This window comes from Pantoea sp. X-Soil-ISGK-355 (assembly GCF_059730805.1).
In genome coordinates this window covers 3,815,549-3,832,218 of record NZ_AP035971.1, presented here as the reverse complement: position 1 = coordinate 3,832,218, position 16,670 = coordinate 3,815,549, and the positions used below count along the sequence as shown (strand labels likewise).

The 16,670-nt window shown below is 56.9% G+C and carries 16 protein-coding genes; 9 read left to right on the top strand and 7 right to left on the bottom strand.

All coding sequences use genetic code 11. The features are described 5' to 3' along the window. The first annotated feature begins 3 nt into the window (after positions 1 to 3). On the top strand, positions 4 to 507 hold the full coding sequence (locus tag AC6I8J_RS17685; RefSeq protein ID WP_010253431.1) for a TIGR00645 family protein: 504 nt from the start codon (positions 4 to 6) through the stop codon (positions 505 to 507). Between the two features lie 34 nt (positions 508 to 541). On the opposite strand, the gene AC6I8J_RS17680 is transcribed toward AC6I8J_RS17685, so the two are convergent. Then, on the bottom strand, positions 542 to 1,510 hold the full coding sequence (locus AC6I8J_RS17680; RefSeq protein WP_260059437.1) for a LysR family transcriptional regulator: 969 nt from the start codon (positions 1,508 to 1,510) through the stop codon (positions 542 to 544). Positions 1,511 to 1,603: 93 nt separating this feature from the next. Between AC6I8J_RS17680 and AC6I8J_RS17675 the strand changes: the two genes are divergently transcribed. The 4 genes from AC6I8J_RS17675 to AC6I8J_RS17660 all read left to right on the top strand — a co-directional run bounded on the left by AC6I8J_RS17675 (position 1,604) and on the right by AC6I8J_RS17660 (position 5,646). Then, the gene (locus AC6I8J_RS17675) at positions 1,604 to 2,806 is read left to right on the top strand and encodes an MFS transporter (protein WP_497825603.1); all 1,203 of its coding nucleotides are present in this window, start codon (positions 1,604 to 1,606) and stop codon (positions 2,804 to 2,806) included. Positions 2,807 to 2,867: 61 nt separating this feature from the next. Further along, a complete protein-coding gene (locus tag AC6I8J_RS17670) occupies positions 2,868 to 4,214 on the top strand; it encodes a cation:proton antiporter (protein WP_161734100.1) in 1,347 nt (448 codons plus the stop codon). 22 nt (positions 4,215 to 4,236) lie between these two features. After that, complete coding sequence (locus tag AC6I8J_RS17665) at positions 4,237 to 4,581, top strand: hypothetical protein (protein ID WP_033784234.1); 345 nt, start codon at positions 4,237 to 4,239, stop codon at positions 4,579 to 4,581. 168 nt (positions 4,582 to 4,749) lie between these two features. Continuing rightward, a complete protein-coding gene (locus AC6I8J_RS17660) occupies positions 4,750 to 5,646 on the top strand; it encodes an alpha/beta hydrolase (RefSeq protein WP_161734102.1) in 897 nt (298 codons plus the stop codon). Between the two features lie 109 nt (positions 5,647 to 5,755). Here AC6I8J_RS17660 and gorA read toward each other — a convergent pair whose 3' ends face one another. Further along, positions 5,756 to 7,108 carry a glutathione-disulfide reductase gene (gene gorA / locus AC6I8J_RS17655; protein WP_161734104.1) on the bottom strand — a complete coding sequence of 451 codons (1,353 nt, stop codon included), beginning with the start codon at positions 7,106 to 7,108 and terminating at the stop codon, positions 5,756 to 5,758. A 128-nt stretch (positions 7,109 to 7,236) separates the two neighbouring features. Between gorA and rnz the strand changes: the two genes are divergently transcribed. Continuing rightward, positions 7,237 to 8,148 (top strand): ribonuclease Z, encoded by a 912-nt coding sequence (gene rnz / locus AC6I8J_RS17650; protein WP_161734106.1) that lies wholly within the window; start codon positions 7,237 to 7,239, stop codon positions 8,146 to 8,148. Here rnz and AC6I8J_RS17645 read toward each other — a convergent pair. Together AC6I8J_RS17645 and AC6I8J_RS17640 are read right to left on the bottom strand one after the other, a co-directional pair. Further along, on the bottom strand, positions 8,145 to 8,963 hold the full coding sequence (locus AC6I8J_RS17645) for a CPBP family intramembrane glutamic endopeptidase (RefSeq protein WP_497825602.1): 819 nt from the start codon (positions 8,961 to 8,963) through the stop codon (positions 8,145 to 8,147). The two genes, rnz and AC6I8J_RS17645, sit on opposite strands and share 4 nt — an antisense overlap. Before the next feature lie 7 nt (positions 8,964 to 8,970). Continuing rightward, positions 8,971 to 9,813 carry a 23S rRNA (adenine(2030)-N(6))-methyltransferase RlmJ gene (locus AC6I8J_RS17640; protein WP_161734110.1) on the bottom strand — a complete coding sequence of 281 codons (843 nt, stop codon included), beginning with the start codon at positions 9,811 to 9,813 and terminating at the stop codon, positions 8,971 to 8,973. A 407-nt stretch (positions 9,814 to 10,220) separates the two neighbouring features. Here AC6I8J_RS17640 and prlC point away from each other — a divergent pair, with 407 nt between their 5' ends. Both prlC and rsmJ read left to right on the top strand, forming a co-directional pair. After that, positions 10,221 to 12,263 carry an oligopeptidase A gene (prlC, locus tag AC6I8J_RS17635; protein WP_161734112.1) on the top strand — a complete coding sequence of 681 codons (2,043 nt, stop codon included), beginning with the start codon at positions 10,221 to 10,223 and terminating at the stop codon, positions 12,261 to 12,263. Positions 12,264 to 12,271: 8 nt separating this feature from the next. Next, positions 12,272 to 13,030 (top strand): 16S rRNA (guanine(1516)-N(2))-methyltransferase RsmJ, encoded by a 759-nt coding sequence (gene rsmJ, locus AC6I8J_RS17630; RefSeq protein ID WP_222924873.1) that lies wholly within the window; start codon positions 12,272 to 12,274, stop codon positions 13,028 to 13,030. 190 nt (positions 13,031 to 13,220) lie between these two features. On the opposite strand, the gene AC6I8J_RS17625 is transcribed toward rsmJ, so the two are convergent. After that, positions 13,221 to 13,463, bottom strand: a complete 243-nt coding sequence (locus AC6I8J_RS17625; protein WP_253420362.1) for a hypothetical protein — start codon at positions 13,461 to 13,463, stop codon at positions 13,221 to 13,223. A 441-nt stretch (positions 13,464 to 13,904) separates the two neighbouring features. Next, on the bottom strand, positions 13,905 to 14,342 hold the full coding sequence (uspA, locus tag AC6I8J_RS17620; protein WP_161734119.1) for a universal stress protein UspA: 438 nt from the start codon (positions 14,340 to 14,342) through the stop codon (positions 13,905 to 13,907). Between the two features lie 415 nt (positions 14,343 to 14,757). On the opposite strand from uspA, the gene uspB reads away from it, so the two are divergent. Next, entirely contained in the window at positions 14,758 to 15,093 is a 336-nt protein-coding gene (gene uspB, locus AC6I8J_RS17615; RefSeq protein ID WP_150011237.1) for a universal stress protein UspB, read from the top strand. A gap of 36 nt (positions 15,094 to 15,129) precedes the next feature. Here uspB and pitA read toward each other — a convergent pair whose 3' ends face one another. After that, entirely contained in the window at positions 15,130 to 16,632 is a 1,503-nt protein-coding gene (gene pitA / locus AC6I8J_RS17610) for an inorganic phosphate transporter PitA (protein ID WP_150011381.1), read from the bottom strand. Positions 16,633 to 16,670: the final 38 nt, after the last annotated feature.

Here is a 16,670-nt window from a genome sequence, read left to right as displayed (position 1 = left end):
TGTATGGAACGTTTTACCGAAAACCTGATGTATGCATCGCGCTGGTTGCTGGCCCCGGTTTACATTGGACTTTCGCTGGGATTACTGGCGCTGACCATTAAATTTTTCCAGGAAATTTTCCACCTGCTGCCCAACATTTTCAGCATTGCGGAAAACGATCTGATCCTGCTGCTGCTGTCGCTGGTGGATATGACGCTGGTTGGCGGCCTGCTGGTGATGGTGATGCTGTCGGGTTATGAGAACTTCATCTCCAAGCTCGATATCGACGAAGATAAAGAGAAGCTGAGCTGGCTGGGCAAGATGGACTCCGGCTCGCTGAAAAACAAAGTCGCCGCCTCCATTGTCGCCATCTCCTCGATCCACCTGCTGCGGGTGTTTATGGAAGCGCGCAACGTCGAAAACGACAAGCTGATGTGGTACGTGATTATCCACCTGACCTTTGTGCTCTCCGCCTTTGTGATGGGCTGGCTGGATCAGATGTCGCGCAGCGATAAAAAACCGAAGTAACCTCTCTGGCGGCCCGCTGAGGCGGGCGCCTGCTTTACCCTTTCCGCTCTGCTCCCCCTGAACGACCCGCTGGCTGTGAGGCCGGACGTGTGCCCGCCAGCTGCGGCATCACCTCTTTGATCATGGCAAAAAAGTGTTGCAGCCTGGCCGGGTAGTAACTCGCCCAGGGATAAGTCAGCCACACCGGCAGCGGCGGGGCCTGCCAGGCGGGCATCAGCTGAACCAGACTGCCATCCGCTAAATCGTCCTGTACCGCCCACGAGGAGACAATCGCCGCGCCCATCCCGGCCAGCGCCGCTTTGCGCACCGCATATAAACTGTCGCTGCTCAGCCGGGGCGTAATCGCCAGGTTCACCGGCTGGCCGTCGTCAATCTTCTGCAACGCCACTTCATTACGGTAAAAGCTGGTCAGCGCCAGCCACGGCAAATCGCGCAGCTGTTCCACCTGTTCAATCGACGGATGCTGCGCCAGCAGGTGCGGGGCCGCCACCACAATGCGTGGCACTTCGGCTAACAGAATCGCCACGACCGAAGGATCGGTGGGCGCACCGACCTGAATGGCGCAGTCCACGTTCTCCGCCATAAAGTCGGGCGTGCGGTCATTCAGCATCCACTCGATATTGAGACGGGGATAGCGGTGCAGATAGTCCACCAGCGGCGCGATCAGCTGATCCTGACCAAAGGCGTGCGGCGCACGAACCCGCAGCGTACCGACCGGGTCATCGCTGGCACCGGTCAGCTCATCTTCCAGCGCATGCCAGGTCGCCAGCAGCTGCCGTGCCTGGGCGTAGCAGCGTTCGCCATCATCGGTGAGCTTCAGCGCATGGGTGGTGCGCAGGATCAGCTTGAGGCCCAGCCGCTGCTCCAGGGTCTGCAAGCGACGGCTGACGGTAGGCTGTGTCGTGCCGAGCTGGGCCGCGGCGGCGGACAAGCTGCCGCTCTCGACAATACGGATAAACGTCTGCATCAGGTCGATGCGATCGCTGCTGTTAGGGTTGTTCATACGTACCACGCATAACGGTTTTGCCTGATGTCAGTCTACCGCGTATAACCGTGATGCGCTTTAATGATGTGACGAAATGATGAGGATTACAGCATGTCAGCCATACAGACTCAGACGCAAAATGAATCGCTCTCCACACCGCTGGTGTTTACCCTGGCCGCCGGAGCCGGGCTCAGCGTCGCATCGATTTACTACAGCCAGCCGATGCTGGATATCATCAGTAAGCAGTTTAATGCGGGTATCGGCGCAGTCGGCATGGTGCCGATGCTGACCCAGGCGGGCTATGCGCTGGGTATTCTGCTGCTGGCCCCGCTGGGCGATCGTCATGATCGTCGCACCATTATCTTTATCAAAGGTTTACTGCTGGTCGCGGCGCTGTTGCTGTGTGGTTTTTCCGGCGGACTCAGCGCGCTGCTGGTTGCCAGTTTTATCACCGGGCTGACCGCCACCGTGGCGCAGGACATTGTGCCCGCGTCGGCGGCGCTGGCGCCGGAACGCAGCCGGGGTAAAACAGTCGGCACGGTGATGACCGGGCTGCTGGTGGGCATCCTACTGTCGCGGGTGGTCAGCGGGGTGGTGGCAGAGTATTTCGGCTGGCGCACCATGTATATGATCGCCGCCCTGGCGGTGCTGCTGATTACGCTGACGCTGTGGCGGGTGTTGCCGCGCTTCGCGCCGGGCTCTTCGGTGAGCTATCCGCGCCTGTTGCTGTCGCTGGTGCATCTGTGGCGTCACCATCATACGCTGCGCCGGGCTGCGCTGGCTCAGGGTCTGCTTTCTGTCGCCTTCAGCGCCTTCTGGTCAACGCTGGCGTTAATGCTCAGCGACCGCTTTCATCTGGACAGTGCGGTGGCCGGTGCCTTTGGTTTAGCCGGTGCAGCAGGTGCCATGGCAGCCCCGCTGGCGGGCAGTTTCGCTGACCGCATTGGTCCGGCAAGGGTTACGCAGGCCGGTGCCGCGCTGGTGACGATCTCTTTTGCACTGATGTTTCTGCTGCCGCTGCTGCCCATGCCCGCGCAGCTGGCGCTGATTGTCCTCTGCACCATCGGCTTTGATTTAGGGGTGCAGGCCACGCTGGTGGCGCATCAGACACTGGTCTATGGCCTGGCACCCGAAGCGCGCAGCCGCCTGAATGCGCTGCTGTTTACCGTGGTGTTTATCGGTATGGCTACCGGTGCGGCAGTGGGGAGTCTGGCGCTGGCGCACTGGGGCTGGAATGGCGTGGTTGCGCTCGCCACCCTGGCCGGTGCCGCCGCGCTGGCGGTTCGCTTCGCCAGTCGTCACCTGAAAAACTGACATCGCGCCCGTCAAAAAATGTGCCAGGCTTATTCATAAACCCGAAATATTCTGGAGTGTTATGAACTTTTTAGCCTGGACAGCAGCGACGGGCGGCCTCTTGCTGCTGATGTCGCTGGCTGCCGGTTGGATTCACCGGGGGCCAGTTACCTCATTTGGTCTGTTTCTGATTGCGGGCATTCTCTGCGGCCCCTGGGGATTTGACCTCATCCACGTCGATATCGTGACCCATTCCGAAGCGGTGGCCCATATCACCGAAATCACCATGGCGGCCTCGCTGTTTATCACCGGACTTAAGCTGCGTCTGCCACTGCAGAATAACTGCTGGCAAACCGGGCTGAAACTGGCGTTTCCTGCCATGCTGTTCACCGTCGCCGCGATGACCCTGCTGGCGCATTTCCTGGTGGGATTAGACTGGCCGATTGCGCTGGCATTTGGTGCGATAGTGGCGCCGACCGATCCGGTGCTGGCGAGCTTAATCTCGGTCAACGATGCGCAGGATGATGATTCGCTGCGCGTGGCGATCTCCAGCGAAGCGGGCATGAACGATGGCTCCGCGCTGCCGCTGCTGATACTGGCGCTGCTGCTGTTCAATGGCGAGAGCCTGAATGGTGCGATGCTGGCCCACTGGGGGGCGGTCGAGGTGCTCTGGGCGATTGGCGGCGGTTTGACTATTGGTTATGTGCTAGGGCAGTTGATCGGCCTGCTGGCGACCCGACTGCGCAATGCCAATGGCGACGTCGCACCCAATGATTTTCTGGCGCTGGCGCTGATAGCCCTCAGTTATTCACTGGTAGAAGGGCTGGGCGCCTCCGGTTTCCTGGCCGCCTTTGCCGCAGGACTGGGATTACGCCGCGCCGAGCTGGGCGTGTTCCGTCGCCATCAGCCGGACGATCTCTCTGACGATGAGCGCGTGTTGCCCTCTGAGGCGCTGGTGAATCCCAACATACGCCTGGCGCATCAGGGCAACAACAATATGGTGAAGTCGATTGGGTTTGTAGTAGGCGACGCGCTCTCTTTTGGCGATACTATTGAACGTTTACTGGCGGCTGGCATGATGGTGGTGCTGGGCGTCACACTGGCGCAGCACTGGAACATCTACGGCGTGCTGATTGGCCTGGTGCTGTTTGCCGTAGTACGACCGCTGGCCGTCTGGCTGGTGACGCTGCGCGCCGGACTGCCGCTGGGACAGCGCCTGCTGATCGGCTGGCTGGGCATCCGGGGGATTGGTAGCCTGAACTACATCGCCTATGCCTGGACGCACGGTATGCAAGGCCCGCAGATGGAAATTATGACGAATATAGCGTTAACGCTGGTGGTCTGCAGCGTGGTGGTTCACGGCACCACGGTGACGCCGCTGCTGAACTGGCGTCAGAAGCGCCTCGAAGCCCTTCAGCGCAAGGTTTAACCCGAACGAACAGGAGTTAAAAATGAAAGTGACTCAGATAGTGCTGCTAAGCCTCCTTGCCTCCGGCAGCGCGCTGGCAGCGGATGACGCTGATACTGAACAGAATGTCTATGCCAGCCAGTTGTGCCACATTGTCAGCGGTGAGAAAAAAGTCGCCACGGCGGATCACTATGTCGAGCAAATGAAATCGACCGTGGCGGGCGGCCAGTCACCATCGGCGATGAATCAGCCGGAATTTGATGAAGAGTCTGCGCGTGAAGTGGCCAGTGCCTGGCTGCAACTTGGCGACGATGAGCGGGCCAAACTGCGCGTCAACGAACAGCAGTGTGAACAGGCCGTGATGGCACAATTCCAGCAGGAAGATTAAGCCCGCCGGATAAGATAATAACGCGCCTGACGGGCGCGTTTTTTTATGGCTTTTCAGGGGCCATTGCGTACATAATCGCCATCCATGGCACCAGACTTGCATCTGTTCATTCTTCGGTAGCCTGCCGCAATGGCTTGCTCATTACTCTGGCATCACACAACAGGCATTATGATTACGCGTCGACGCTTTATTCTCGGCACGGGAGCGCTCGGGCTCTCCATGACCACCGGCAAATTATTTGCCCGTGATGACATTATTCCCCTCTGGCCGGACGATCCGCCCGGCGGCGGCGGCCCATCCGGCCAGTTGCATATTAACAGCAGCGGTTCCTGGTCAAATATCGTCAGCCCGGCGATTCAGCGCTTTAAACCGGAAAATCCCAATGGCGAAGCGGTATTAATCGCCGCTGGCGGCGGTTATCGCTGGATCGGCATGGGACGTGAAGCCTGGCCGGTGGCGCGCTGGCTGAACGCCAGTGGCTATACCGCTTATGTGCTCAGCTACCGGTTACCGCATGAGAAGTGGCAGGCGGGGCGGCTGGCCCCCTTGCAGGATGCGCAGCGCGCCATCCGGCTGGTGCGCTCTTTTGAGCGTAAGGTGCATGTGCTGGGCTTCTCGGCAGGCGGACATCTGCTGGGGCTGGCGGCGGCGCGGCCAGACTTTGAATCTTATCCGGCCATCGATCCGCTGGATGAAGTGGTGCCGAAAGTCGATAGCGTCGGCCTGATCTATCCGGTCATCACCCTGGAAGCGCCTTATCAGCACACCAACACGCATCTGATGATGGTCGGCAAAAATGCCACGCCGCAGGATGAGGCGAACTGGTCAGTGCAGAACTTCGTGACCCGGCAATATCCGCCGACGTTTCTGGCGCAGGCCGAGGACGATCACACCTCCAATCCGTTTAACACCGAACTGATGCGCGACACCTGTCGCCGTAACCGCGTGCCGGTTGAGCTGATTCAGATCAGCAAAGGCGGACATGGATTCGGTCTTGGTAAAGCGGGAACGCCTGCGGCGTTGTGGGATCAGGCGTATGTACGCTGGCTGGATCGCGTAAGCTAAGTTGCACTGACGCGGTTCTGCACTGCACAGTCAGAAAGCGGATGTGAATGCGGTATAAAAAAACAGGCGACCTTAAGTCGCCTGTTTTGTTTCCGAAGCCCGGTGCGGGTTAACGCATCGTCACAAACTCTTCCGCTGCGGTCGGGTGGATCGCCACGGTGTTATCGAAGTCTTTCTTGGTCGCGCCCATTTTCAGCGCCACGGCGAAGCCCTGCAGCATCTCATCCATACCGAATCCGATGCCGTGAATGCCGACGATCTTCTCATCGGCACCCACACAGACCAGCTTCATGCGGCACGGCTGACGATGCTGGGTGACCGCGGTGTACATCGCGGTAAACGACGATTTATAGACCTTCACCTGGTCATCACCATACTGTTCGCGCGCCTGCGGCTCGGTCAATCCTACGGTGCCAATCGGCGGATGGCTGAACACCACGGTCGGCACGTTGCTGTAATCCAGATGCTCGTCGGGCTTGTTGTTAAACAGACGCTCAGAGAGACGACGGCCCGCGGCCACCGCAACCGGCGTCAGCTCAACCGCACCGGTGTTGTCGCCCACAGCGTAGACGCCTGACACATTGGTGTTCTGGAATTTATCGACGCTGATATAGCCTTTATCGTTCAGCGCCACGCCCGCAGCCTGAATATTGAGGTTGTCCGTTTCAGGCTCACGGCCAATCGCCCAGACAAGGCAATCCACAGTATAGTCGCTGCCATTTTCCAGCTGCAGCGTCAGGCTGCCATCGCTGTTTTTGATCACAGCCTTAGGAATGGCTTCGGTGTGCAGCGCCGGGCCTTCAGTGTTCATCACTTCGACCAGCGTCTCGGTGAGCAGCGGGTCGAAGCTGCGCAGCGGCGCGTGTTTACGCACGAACAGGTGGGTTTCCGATCCCAGCGCATTCACCACGCCCGCCAGTTCGACCGCGATGTAGCCCGCGCCGACAACCGCGGTGCGTTTAGGCAGCGCGTCCAGCTCGAAAAAGCCGTCAGAATCGATGCCGTACTCCGCACCCGGAATAGAAGGGTGAACCGGGCGACCGCCAGTGGCGATCAGAATGTGGTTAGCTGTAATAATCTCGCCGTTGACCTCAACGCTGTGCGCATCGACAAAGCGGGCAAAGCCTTTGATCACTTCTACTTTGTTTTTACCCAGCACGTTGTCATAAGAGCTGTGGATGCGATCGATATAGGCGCTGCGGTTTTTGACCAGCGTGGCCCAGTCGAAGCGATTGACGGTGGTGTCGAAGCCATAATCCGGCCCGTAGAGATGGATAGCTTCGGCGATTTGCGCGGCGTGCCACATGATTTTTTTCGGCACGCAACCTACGTTCACGCAGGTGCCACCCAGCTCTTTTGCTTCAATCAGGGCGCATTTCTGGCCATACATAGCCGCACGGTTAATCGAGGCGATGCCGCCGCTGCCGCCGCCAATGGCGAGATAGTCGAAATGTCGGGTCATTGAAGTATCCATCCGGTTGCATAAAAAATTGGGGTTGAGTGTAACGCTGCGGGTCGAAATGACGCAAAGTTTGCGCCTATGATTGTAATAGGGTTCTGTTTTTTCACTCGCTTACAGGGAAGCATACCATGCACCTTACTTTTCTTGGCACCGGCGGCGGTGCTCCCAGTCTGCAACGCAACGTGACCTCCATTGCTTTTACCCGTGCGCTGAGTGGTGAAACCTGGCTGTTCGACTGCGGCGAGGGCACACAGTTACAGTTTATGCGCTCCAGCCTGAAACCGGGCAAGCTGGAAAAGATTTTTATTACCCATCTGCATGGCGATCATATTTTTGGGCTGCCGGGCTTACTCACCAGCCGGTCTATGGCCGGACTGACCTCACCGATGACGGTTTATGGGCCCAGAGGATTAAAGACCTTTGTTGAGACGGCGCTGTCGATCAGCGGCTCCTATACCGACTATCTGCTGAACATCGTTGAAATTGAGGCGGGCTGGACGCTGGATGACGGTGAGTTTCGTATCAGTGCCTGGCCGCTGAGCCATCCGGTGGAGTGCTATGGCTATCGCATTGAACAGCACGACAAACCCGGCCTGCTGGATGCCGGGCGGCTGAAAGCCGAAGGGGTGCCCCGCGGACCGTGGTTCCAGCAGCTGAAGCAGGGAGAATGTGTGACGCTGGAGGATGGGCGGGTGGTCAACGGGGCTGACTACCTTGGCCCGGCGACACCCGGCAAAAAGCTGGCCATCTTTGGCGATACGGCACCCACGGAGGTCGCGCTGCAACTGGCGGCAGATGTTGACCTGATGGTGCATGAAACCACGCTGGAGGCGGCGATGATGGAGAAAGCCAACGGGCGCGGGCACTCCACAACCCTGCAGGCGGCGGAGGTGGCAAAGCGTGCCGGGGCAAAGCGGATGATCGCCACCCATTTCAGCTCCCGCTATCTGGCAAAGGACATGAGCCGCCTGCTGGCGGAGTGCCAGACCATTTTCCCCTGCACCGAGCTGGCCTCGGACCTGGCGGTATTTACGGTTTAGTGATGCAGAGCCGGATAGGTAAACAGCAGCAGATGGGTAATATTCAGAGCGAAGTGCAGGGCGGTCGCCAGCCATAAGCGGCCGCTCCAGTGCCACGCCAGACCATAAAGCAGCCCGGCCAGCGTCGCGAAAACCACCAGCAGCACGCCGCCGGTTGCATGCGCCAGCCCGAACATCAGCGCGCTGATTACCAGCGCGGGCATCCCGCCCAGCGCATCCCTCAGCCGCTGTTGCAGATAGCCGCGGAACAGCGCCTCTTCGGTCAGTGAGACAAAGAACAGGTTCGCCAGCATAAACACGGGCAGCCAGGGCGGAAAATGAGGCTCCACGGCCAGGCCGCCCAGCAGCACGGCGCTACCCAGCAGCAGCGGCACGGCGGCGATTAATGCCAGCGCAGCGATCCACGGATAACGTGGCGGACAGGCGCGGGTGCGGAACAGCGTGGGCAGGCAGGCCAGCAGTACAAAGGGGATCAGCGCTTTATCGAAGTTGAAGGAGAAACTGAATGGCAGGCTCTGTGCGCCTGCCTTTACCTCATCGACGACGAGGGGATTGTGAAAGCCCGGAAAAAGATGGAGGAACAATCCCAGCGACATCAGCACCAGCAACGCTTCACTCAGAATATGCTGCCGGGAACGGATTGGGTCAAAGCGGCGCAGCGCGACCAGTGCCGCAATCCCGGCCAGCAGTGGCAGCACCGGCCACGTCAGGACGTCGTGATAAAATCCCAGCAGCGCGGCGAGCGCTAACAACAGTAGCGCCAGCCGCCGGGCGGGCTGCAGCGCACCCAGTGCGCCTGCCAGCAGAATCCACATAATCGTTTTATTCAGGAACGATCTGGTTCACCACGAAGTGACCGGTACCAGCCGGAACCAGTTTTTTGTGCAGCCATGGCAGCAGAGTATTCATCTGCTGGGCCAGCTTCCACGGCGGGTTAATCACGATCATGCCGGAGGCGGTCATGCCGCGCTGATCGCTGTCCGGACGGGCGGCCAGTTCGATCTGCAGGATATTGCGGATGCCGGTTGCTTCCAGGTCGCGCAGCATGTGTTTGATCTGCTGACGCAACACCACCGGATACCACAGCGCAAAGACGCCGGTGCCAAACCGTTTATGGCCTTCCTGAATGCCTTTCACCACCGCCTGGTAGTCGCTTTTCATCTCATAAGGCGGGTCAATCAGCACCAGACCGCGACGCGACGGCGGTGGCAGTTTCGATTTCAACTGCTGATAACCGTCGGCACGGTCGACGCGCGCGCGGTTATCTTTGCTGAATTCATTGCGCAGCAGCGGATAGTCGCTGGAGTGCAGCTCGGTGAGTTGCAGTCGGTCATCTTCACGCAGCAGATGACGGGCAATCAGCGGGGAACCCGGATAGTAGCGCAGCGAGGGGCCACGATTCAGCGCACCGATCGCGTCAAAATAGGGTTGCAGCAGTTCCGGTGCATCGGGCTGTTGCCAGATACGCGAGATGCCTTCCAGATATTCACCGGTACGCTCGGCGTGCTCGCCGCTCAACTGGTAGCGACCTGCACCCGCATGGGTATCCAGGTAGAAAAACGGTTTCTCTTTCTCTTTCAGCGCCGTGATGATCAGGCTCAGAACGGTATGCTTCAGCACGTCGGCGTGGTTGCCCGCATGGAAGCTATGGCGATAACTCAGCATTGTTTATCCTGTTGAATGTATAAGGTTTTAATTGATGGAAAATCAATTTATACCAATTATTACCTCACGTATTACCCACAGAACGACGCACAGCAACCGACGCAGGAAAAGCATGAGAATCCGCGATTATATCAGGGATGGCCTGGCGATGGGCCAGAAGCGTGATAACAAATCGGGATGACAGGGCGCGGCATCCTGTTACACGCATGCAAACGCAGAAAGCTGCCCGACGCGCCCGCCATAATTGCTGTCATGGTTTAAAAAGCAGCGGGCTTTCGGGTAGCCATTCGCGTGTTTCTTCCCCGCCTCATCCCGACCCCCATTGATTTTCACTACACTAAGCCGCATGTTACTTAGATTGCGTTGCGCGACCCGCTGCGCCCCATACATCGATAAAGGACTGCGCTATGACCAATCCGCTACTGACATCTTTTACGCTTCCCCCTTTTTCTGCCATCCAGCCTGAACATGTGGTGCCTGCCGTGACGGAAGTGCTGAGCCAATGCCGCGCAGAAGTCGAAAAAGTTGTGGCGCAGGGTGCGCCCTATACCTGGGATAATCTGGTTCAGCCGCTGGCGGAAACCGACGATCGCCTGAGCCGTATATTTTCCCCGGTCAGCCATCTTAATTCGGTAAAAAACAGCCCGGAGCTGCGTGAAGCCTATGAACAGACGCTGCCGCTGCTCTCCGAATACAGCACCTGGGTCGGTCAGCATGAAGGGCTGTATCAGGCGTATCGCAACCTGAAAGAGGGCGATCAATACGCGGCACTGGATCTGGCGCAGAAGAAAGCGGTTGATAACGCCCTGCGTGATTTCGAACTCTCCGGTATTGGTCTGCCAAAAGATAAACAGCAGCGCTATGGTGAAATCGCCGCGCGCCTCTCTGAGCTGGGTTCGGCTTACAGCAACAACGTGCTCGATGCCACTATGGGCTGGAGCAAGCTGATCACCGATGAAAGCGAGCTGGCCGGTATGCCGGAAAGCGCACTGGCGGCGGCAAAAGCCCAGGCTGAAGCTAAAGAGCAGGAAGGCTGGCTGCTGACGCTGGATATTCCAAGCTACCTGCCAGTCATGACCTACTGCGACAACGCGGCGCTGCGCGAAGAGATGTATCGCGCCTATGCGACACGCGCCTCCGATCAGGGGCCGAACGCCGGTAAATGGGATAATGGCCCCATCATGGCGGAAGAACTGGCGCTGCGTCACGAGCTGGCTCAGCTGCTGGGCTTCGACTCCTACGCGGATAAATCGCTGGCGACCAAAATGGCGCAGAGCCCCTCTCAGGTCATCGACTTCCTTAATGACCTGGCTGAACGTGCGCGTCCGCAGGGTGAAAAAGAGCTGGAGCAGCTGCGCGCTTTCGCGCAGAAAGAGCATGGCGTTGAGCAGCTGAATCCTTGGGATCTCACTTATTACGGTGAAAAGCAGAAGCAGCATCTCTACACCATCAGCGATGAGCAGTTGCGCCCTTACTTCCCGGAAGCGCGCGCGGTCGCCGGTCTGTTCGAAGTGGTGAAACGCATTTACGGTATCACTGCGAAGCAGCGTACCGACGTTGAGGTTTATCATCCTGACGTGAAGTTCTTCGATCTGTTTGATGAAACCGGTGAACTGCGCGGCAGCTTCTATCTCGACCTCTACGCCCGCGAGCACAAACGTGGTGGTGCCTGGATGGATGACTGCGTGGGCCAGATGCGTAAAGCCGATGGCAGCCTGCAGAAGCCCGTTGCTTACCTGACCTGTAACTTTAACCGTCCGGTGAAAGGCAAACCTGCGCTCTTCACCCATGACGAAGTGATTACCCTGTTCCATGAGTTTGGTCACGGCCTGCACCACATGCTGACCCGCATCGAAGCGCCTGGCGTTTCCGGTATCAGCGGTGTGCCGTGGGATGCGGTCGAACTGCCAAGCCAATTCATGGAAAACTGGTGCTGGGAACCGGATGCGCTGGCGTTTATCTCGGGTCACTTTGAGACCGGTGAACCGCTGCCGAAAGCGTTGCTGGATAAAATGCTGGCCGCCAAGAACTACCAGGCCGCGCTGTTTATCCTGCGTCAGCTGGAGTTCGGCCTGTTCGATTTCCGTCTGCATACCGAGTTTAATCCGGAGAAAGGCGCGCAGATTCTGGAAACCCTGCGCGAAGTGAAAAGCCGCGTAGCGGTTGTTCCGAGTCCGGAGTGGGGCCGTTTCCCACACGCTTTCAGCCATATCTTTGCCGGTGGCTATGCGGCGGGTTACTACAGTTATCTGTGGGCAGATGTGCTGGCGGCAGATGCTTACTCCCGCTTTGAAGAAGAGGGCATCTTCAACCGTGAAACCGGTCAGTCGTTCCTGGATAACATCCTGACACGTGGCGGTTCTGAGGAGCCGATGGAGCTGTTCAAACGCTTCCGTGGCCGTGAGCCGCAGCTTGATGCGATGCTGGAACATTACGGCATTCAGGGATAAGTCGGTTCGTGAAAATCTGTTTGCTCGATGAATCAGGCGCCGGAGACGGCGCCTTATCACGTTTAGCGCAGCGCTGGCAGCTGGAGCACGACGAAGACGCGCTGCTGGCACTGGTGCAGACGCCGACGCACCTTGAGCTGCGCAAGCGTGATGAGCCAAAGCTGGGTGGTATTTTTGTTGATTTCGTCACCGGAGCAATGGCGCATCGCCGTCGCTTCGGCGGTGGACGTGGCGAAGCTGTCGCCAAAGCGGTCGGCATTAAAGGCGGCTATCTGCCGGATGTGGTCGATGCGACGGCCGGACTAGGGCGTGATGCGTTTGTGCTGGCCGCACTCGGCTGCCGGGTGCGGATGCTGGAGCGCCATCCGGTCGTGGCTGCACTGCTGGAAGATGGCCTGCAGCGCGGTTATCAGGATGTGGAAATTGGCCCCTGGCTGCGCGAACGCCTGACGCTGATTCATGCAGCCAGTGCACAGGCGCTGGGCGAGATTACGCCGCAGCCGGATGTGGTCTATCTTGACCCGATGTATCCCCATCGCCAGAAAAGTGCGCTGGTGAAAAAAGAGATGCGGGTCTTTCAGTCGCTGGTCGGTCCGGATGAAGATGCGGATGCGCTACTGGAACCGGCCCGATGGCTGGCGAAGAAACGTATCGTGGTCAAACGGCCAGACTATGCACCGCCGCTGGCGGGTGTCGTGACGCAGGCGGCTGTGGTAACCAAAAGCCATCGCTTTGATATTTATCCGCCGCTGGTCAGTACGCGTTAGGTAATTATCAAGCTGAAGCAGTCACTTCAGGTCATGATAATTTCTCTGCCGGTTATGAACGCATATGTACTCTGAAAGCGAACGGTTTATCATATTGCGCTCAATAAAAAGCCTGTCTGAAATTTATTATCAGGCAGGCTTTAATTATCCGCATGCGCGTTGTCGCGTTAATACGGTGCTACTGATTCGGTCAGGCGGCTAATTTAGTCAGGAAGCCTGAAAATGCATTCAGGAAGCTTTTGGCGAAGTTCAGGCCAATGGCCTTGTAGGTCAGGCCCAGAGTCTGGCCCAGATCAGTGCTTTCCTTGATTGATGCGACGGTGGTGTCAAATAAGCCGGACACTTCAGTCAGTGCGGTATTAACCTCACCCAGAAATTCAGTCAGGCCCGCGCCGCTAACTGCAGCAATTTCTGTCTGGTTGATTTCTCTCATTTTTAATATCCTTATTGGTTTTTTAAAATAATGGGGATCATTATTCTGCTTTATCCGTTGCCTGCGCAGCAGATAAGCGAGCGAAAGATAACGGATAAATTAACCTTTTCCTATAGTAAGATTTTGATAAATTACCCTTTGCTATCAATAAAATTTCTATCATTAGCGACTGGATGAATGAGCAATGTAACAATGGCTTTGAAATTATGTATGGGACGGTAATTACAGCGCTAAAAGGAAGTAATATAAACGGAGATCAGAAATGATAAAGCAGCGGATATTTAGTTTTGTGTAAAGACAGCCTGGAGGATAGGTTTATAAATAAAAATAGATTCCGATGGCGTTGCCCGGGAATCAGGAACTTAAATCGCGGGCCAGAATAAAGCGTAAATATATTCATCCCGATAAAAAGCCGGCTTACACCGGCTTTAATAACAGCGGTTACTCTTCATCTTCATCGCGCAGCGGCACAATCAGCATGTCGATGTGCACGGTGTTGATCAACTGACGGGCTGAAGACATCAGCTTGCTCCAGAAATCCTGGTGATGACCACACACCACCAAATCAACGTCATATTTTTTGATCGCATCAACCAGCACCTGGCCGAGGTCGCCACTGCCGCTCAGTGTCTCACTGATCGGATAGCCCGCAGCATCTGATAATCCTTTCAGTGCCGCATGCGTCTCTTCAGAGATGCGCTTCTGCATATCCCCTAAGTTGACATCAATCAGGCCGGTGTAAAGGTCGGAGTAATTCACATCAACGTGAATCAGGGAAATTCTGGCATCGTACGGACGAGCCAGCGAGACGGCCTTATCCACCAGCAACTGACTTTCGGGAGAAAGGTCTACTGCAATCAGGATGTGTTTATAAGCCATGATAAAACTCCTTTCACGAGATTAAGGATGGCATCCGGTGTTCCTGCCGCGTCACAGCTTAGCGAAATCCTTTGCGCGAGCGGGCGATGAGCGCCACCAAAGTGTCTACCTGCGTTGCAGGTGATGATGTTGTTATGTTCTGAGTATAGCCTTCTCTCACTGCAAATGCTGCTGTTGCCGTCTGGCTTATGAATAAGATCAAGGCTATGCCAGATTTACTCGCGCTGAACGAAAATCATCGTTGGAAAAAATGTAAAGAACTCTCCTACACTGAAAAAAGGCGGTCCGGTTCGCAGCCGCTCAGGGGGTCGAAAATTTTCGCAGTCCGGTGATTCAGTGGCTGGTTTTTTCTGCAGGCGGATACGGTGTCTGACGCTGGTTCTGTTGCTGCGATGCCAGCCGGGAGGGGGAGAATATGATCAGCACTATTGCGCTTTTTTGGGCTCTTTGTGTGGTATGTATCGTGAATATGGCGCGCTATTTTTCATCGCTGCGTGCGCTGCTGGCGGTATTACGGGGTTGTGATCCGCTGCTGTATCAGTATGTCGATGGGGCGGGATTCTTCACCTCTCACGGTCAGCCGAGCAAGCAGGTACGGCTGGTCACCTATATCTGGGCAAAGCGCTATCTTGATCATCATGACGATGAGTTTATCCGGCGCTGCGAGCGGGTGCGGGGGCAGTTTCTTCTGACCAGTGCGCTGTGCGGACTGGTAGTGATCAGTCTGGTGGCGCTGGCGATCTGGCATTAAAAAAGGGCGACTTGCGTCGCCCTTTTTTAGCTGGCATCACACCAGTTTTAAGGCAATCCAGTAGAGCGAACCTGACAGCAGAATACAGACCGGCAGGGTGAAGATCCACGCCATGGCGATGTTCTTGATGGTCCGACTCTGCAGTCCGCCACCGTCAACCAGCATAGTACCGGCTACCGATGAAGAGAGGATGTGCGTTGTGGAGACGGGCATGCCGGTATAGCTGGCGACGCCAATCGACAGCGCTGCTGTTACCTGTGCTGACATGCCCTGTGCATAGGTCATGCCTTTTTTACCAATCTTCTCACCAATGGTGGTGGCAACACGACGCCAGCCAATCATGGTGCCAATGCCCAGCGCCAGCGCGACGGCCACAATAATCCAGATCGGCGCATACTCGATGGTGCCAAGCAGATCGCTTTTCAGCTTATTGAGGAAGCGCTTGTCATCTGGTGAGGTCTCTTCCAGACGGGCCGCTTTATCGGCGGTATCTGAGATACACAGCAGCAGACGACGCATCTGACCGCGCTGATCAACCGTCAGCTGGTCGTAGCTCTGCAGATTATTCAGTAACACCTGAGCACGCTGAACGGCCTGCAGTGCGCGCGCGCTGTCACAGTGGAACTCCTGCGGACTGGTCGCTGGCACTTCTTCCGGCGTTGGCAGCTTAGGCGGTGCCATCTGGATGATGTGGGTCAGCGAGGCGTTATGCTGCTGGTAATACTGCTCCAGGTGATTGACCGCATCGCGGGTACGCGTGATGTCATAACCGGAGGCATTCATATTCACCACGAAACCGGCCGGAGCCACACCAATCAGGACCAGCATGATCAGGCCGATGCCTTTCTGACCGTCATTCGCGCCGTGCGAATAGCTCACGCCAATGGCCGAAACAATCAAGGCAATACGGGTCCAGAACGGCGGCTTTTTCTTGCCGTCGATCTTCTCGCGGTCAGCAGGCGTCATATGAATACGCGCACGCTTTTTGGTATTGCTCCAGTAGCGACGCAGAATGAAGATTAAGCCGCCTGCGATCACCAGGCCAACGATCGGCGACAGAATCAGAGAAAGGAAGATGTTCAGGACTTTCGGGATGTTGAGTGCATCAACCACCGAGGTTCCGCTCATCAGGGCGTTGGTCAGACCGATACCGATAATGGCGCCGATCAGCGTATGGGAGCTGGAGGCCGGCAGACCGAGATACCAGGTGCCGAGGTTCCAGATAATCGCCGCCAGCAGCATAGAAAACACCATGGCGAGACCGTGAGCCGATCCAACATTTAACAACAGATCGGTGGGAAGCATATGAACAATAGCGTAAGCGACACTCAATCCACCGAGTAGCACGCCAAGGAAGTTGAATACACCCGCCATCACCACAGCAAGCTGGGCACGCATGGCACGCGTATAGATGACCGTCGCAACTGCGTTGGCCGTGTCGTGGAAACCGTTGATCGCTTCGTAAAACAATACAAACAGCAGGGCAAGAACCAATAACAGGCTAGTACTGAGGTCTAGACCAGCAAACAGATGTAGCATAAACGTTACGCCATTTTTGGAGGACATGAACGCGGCGC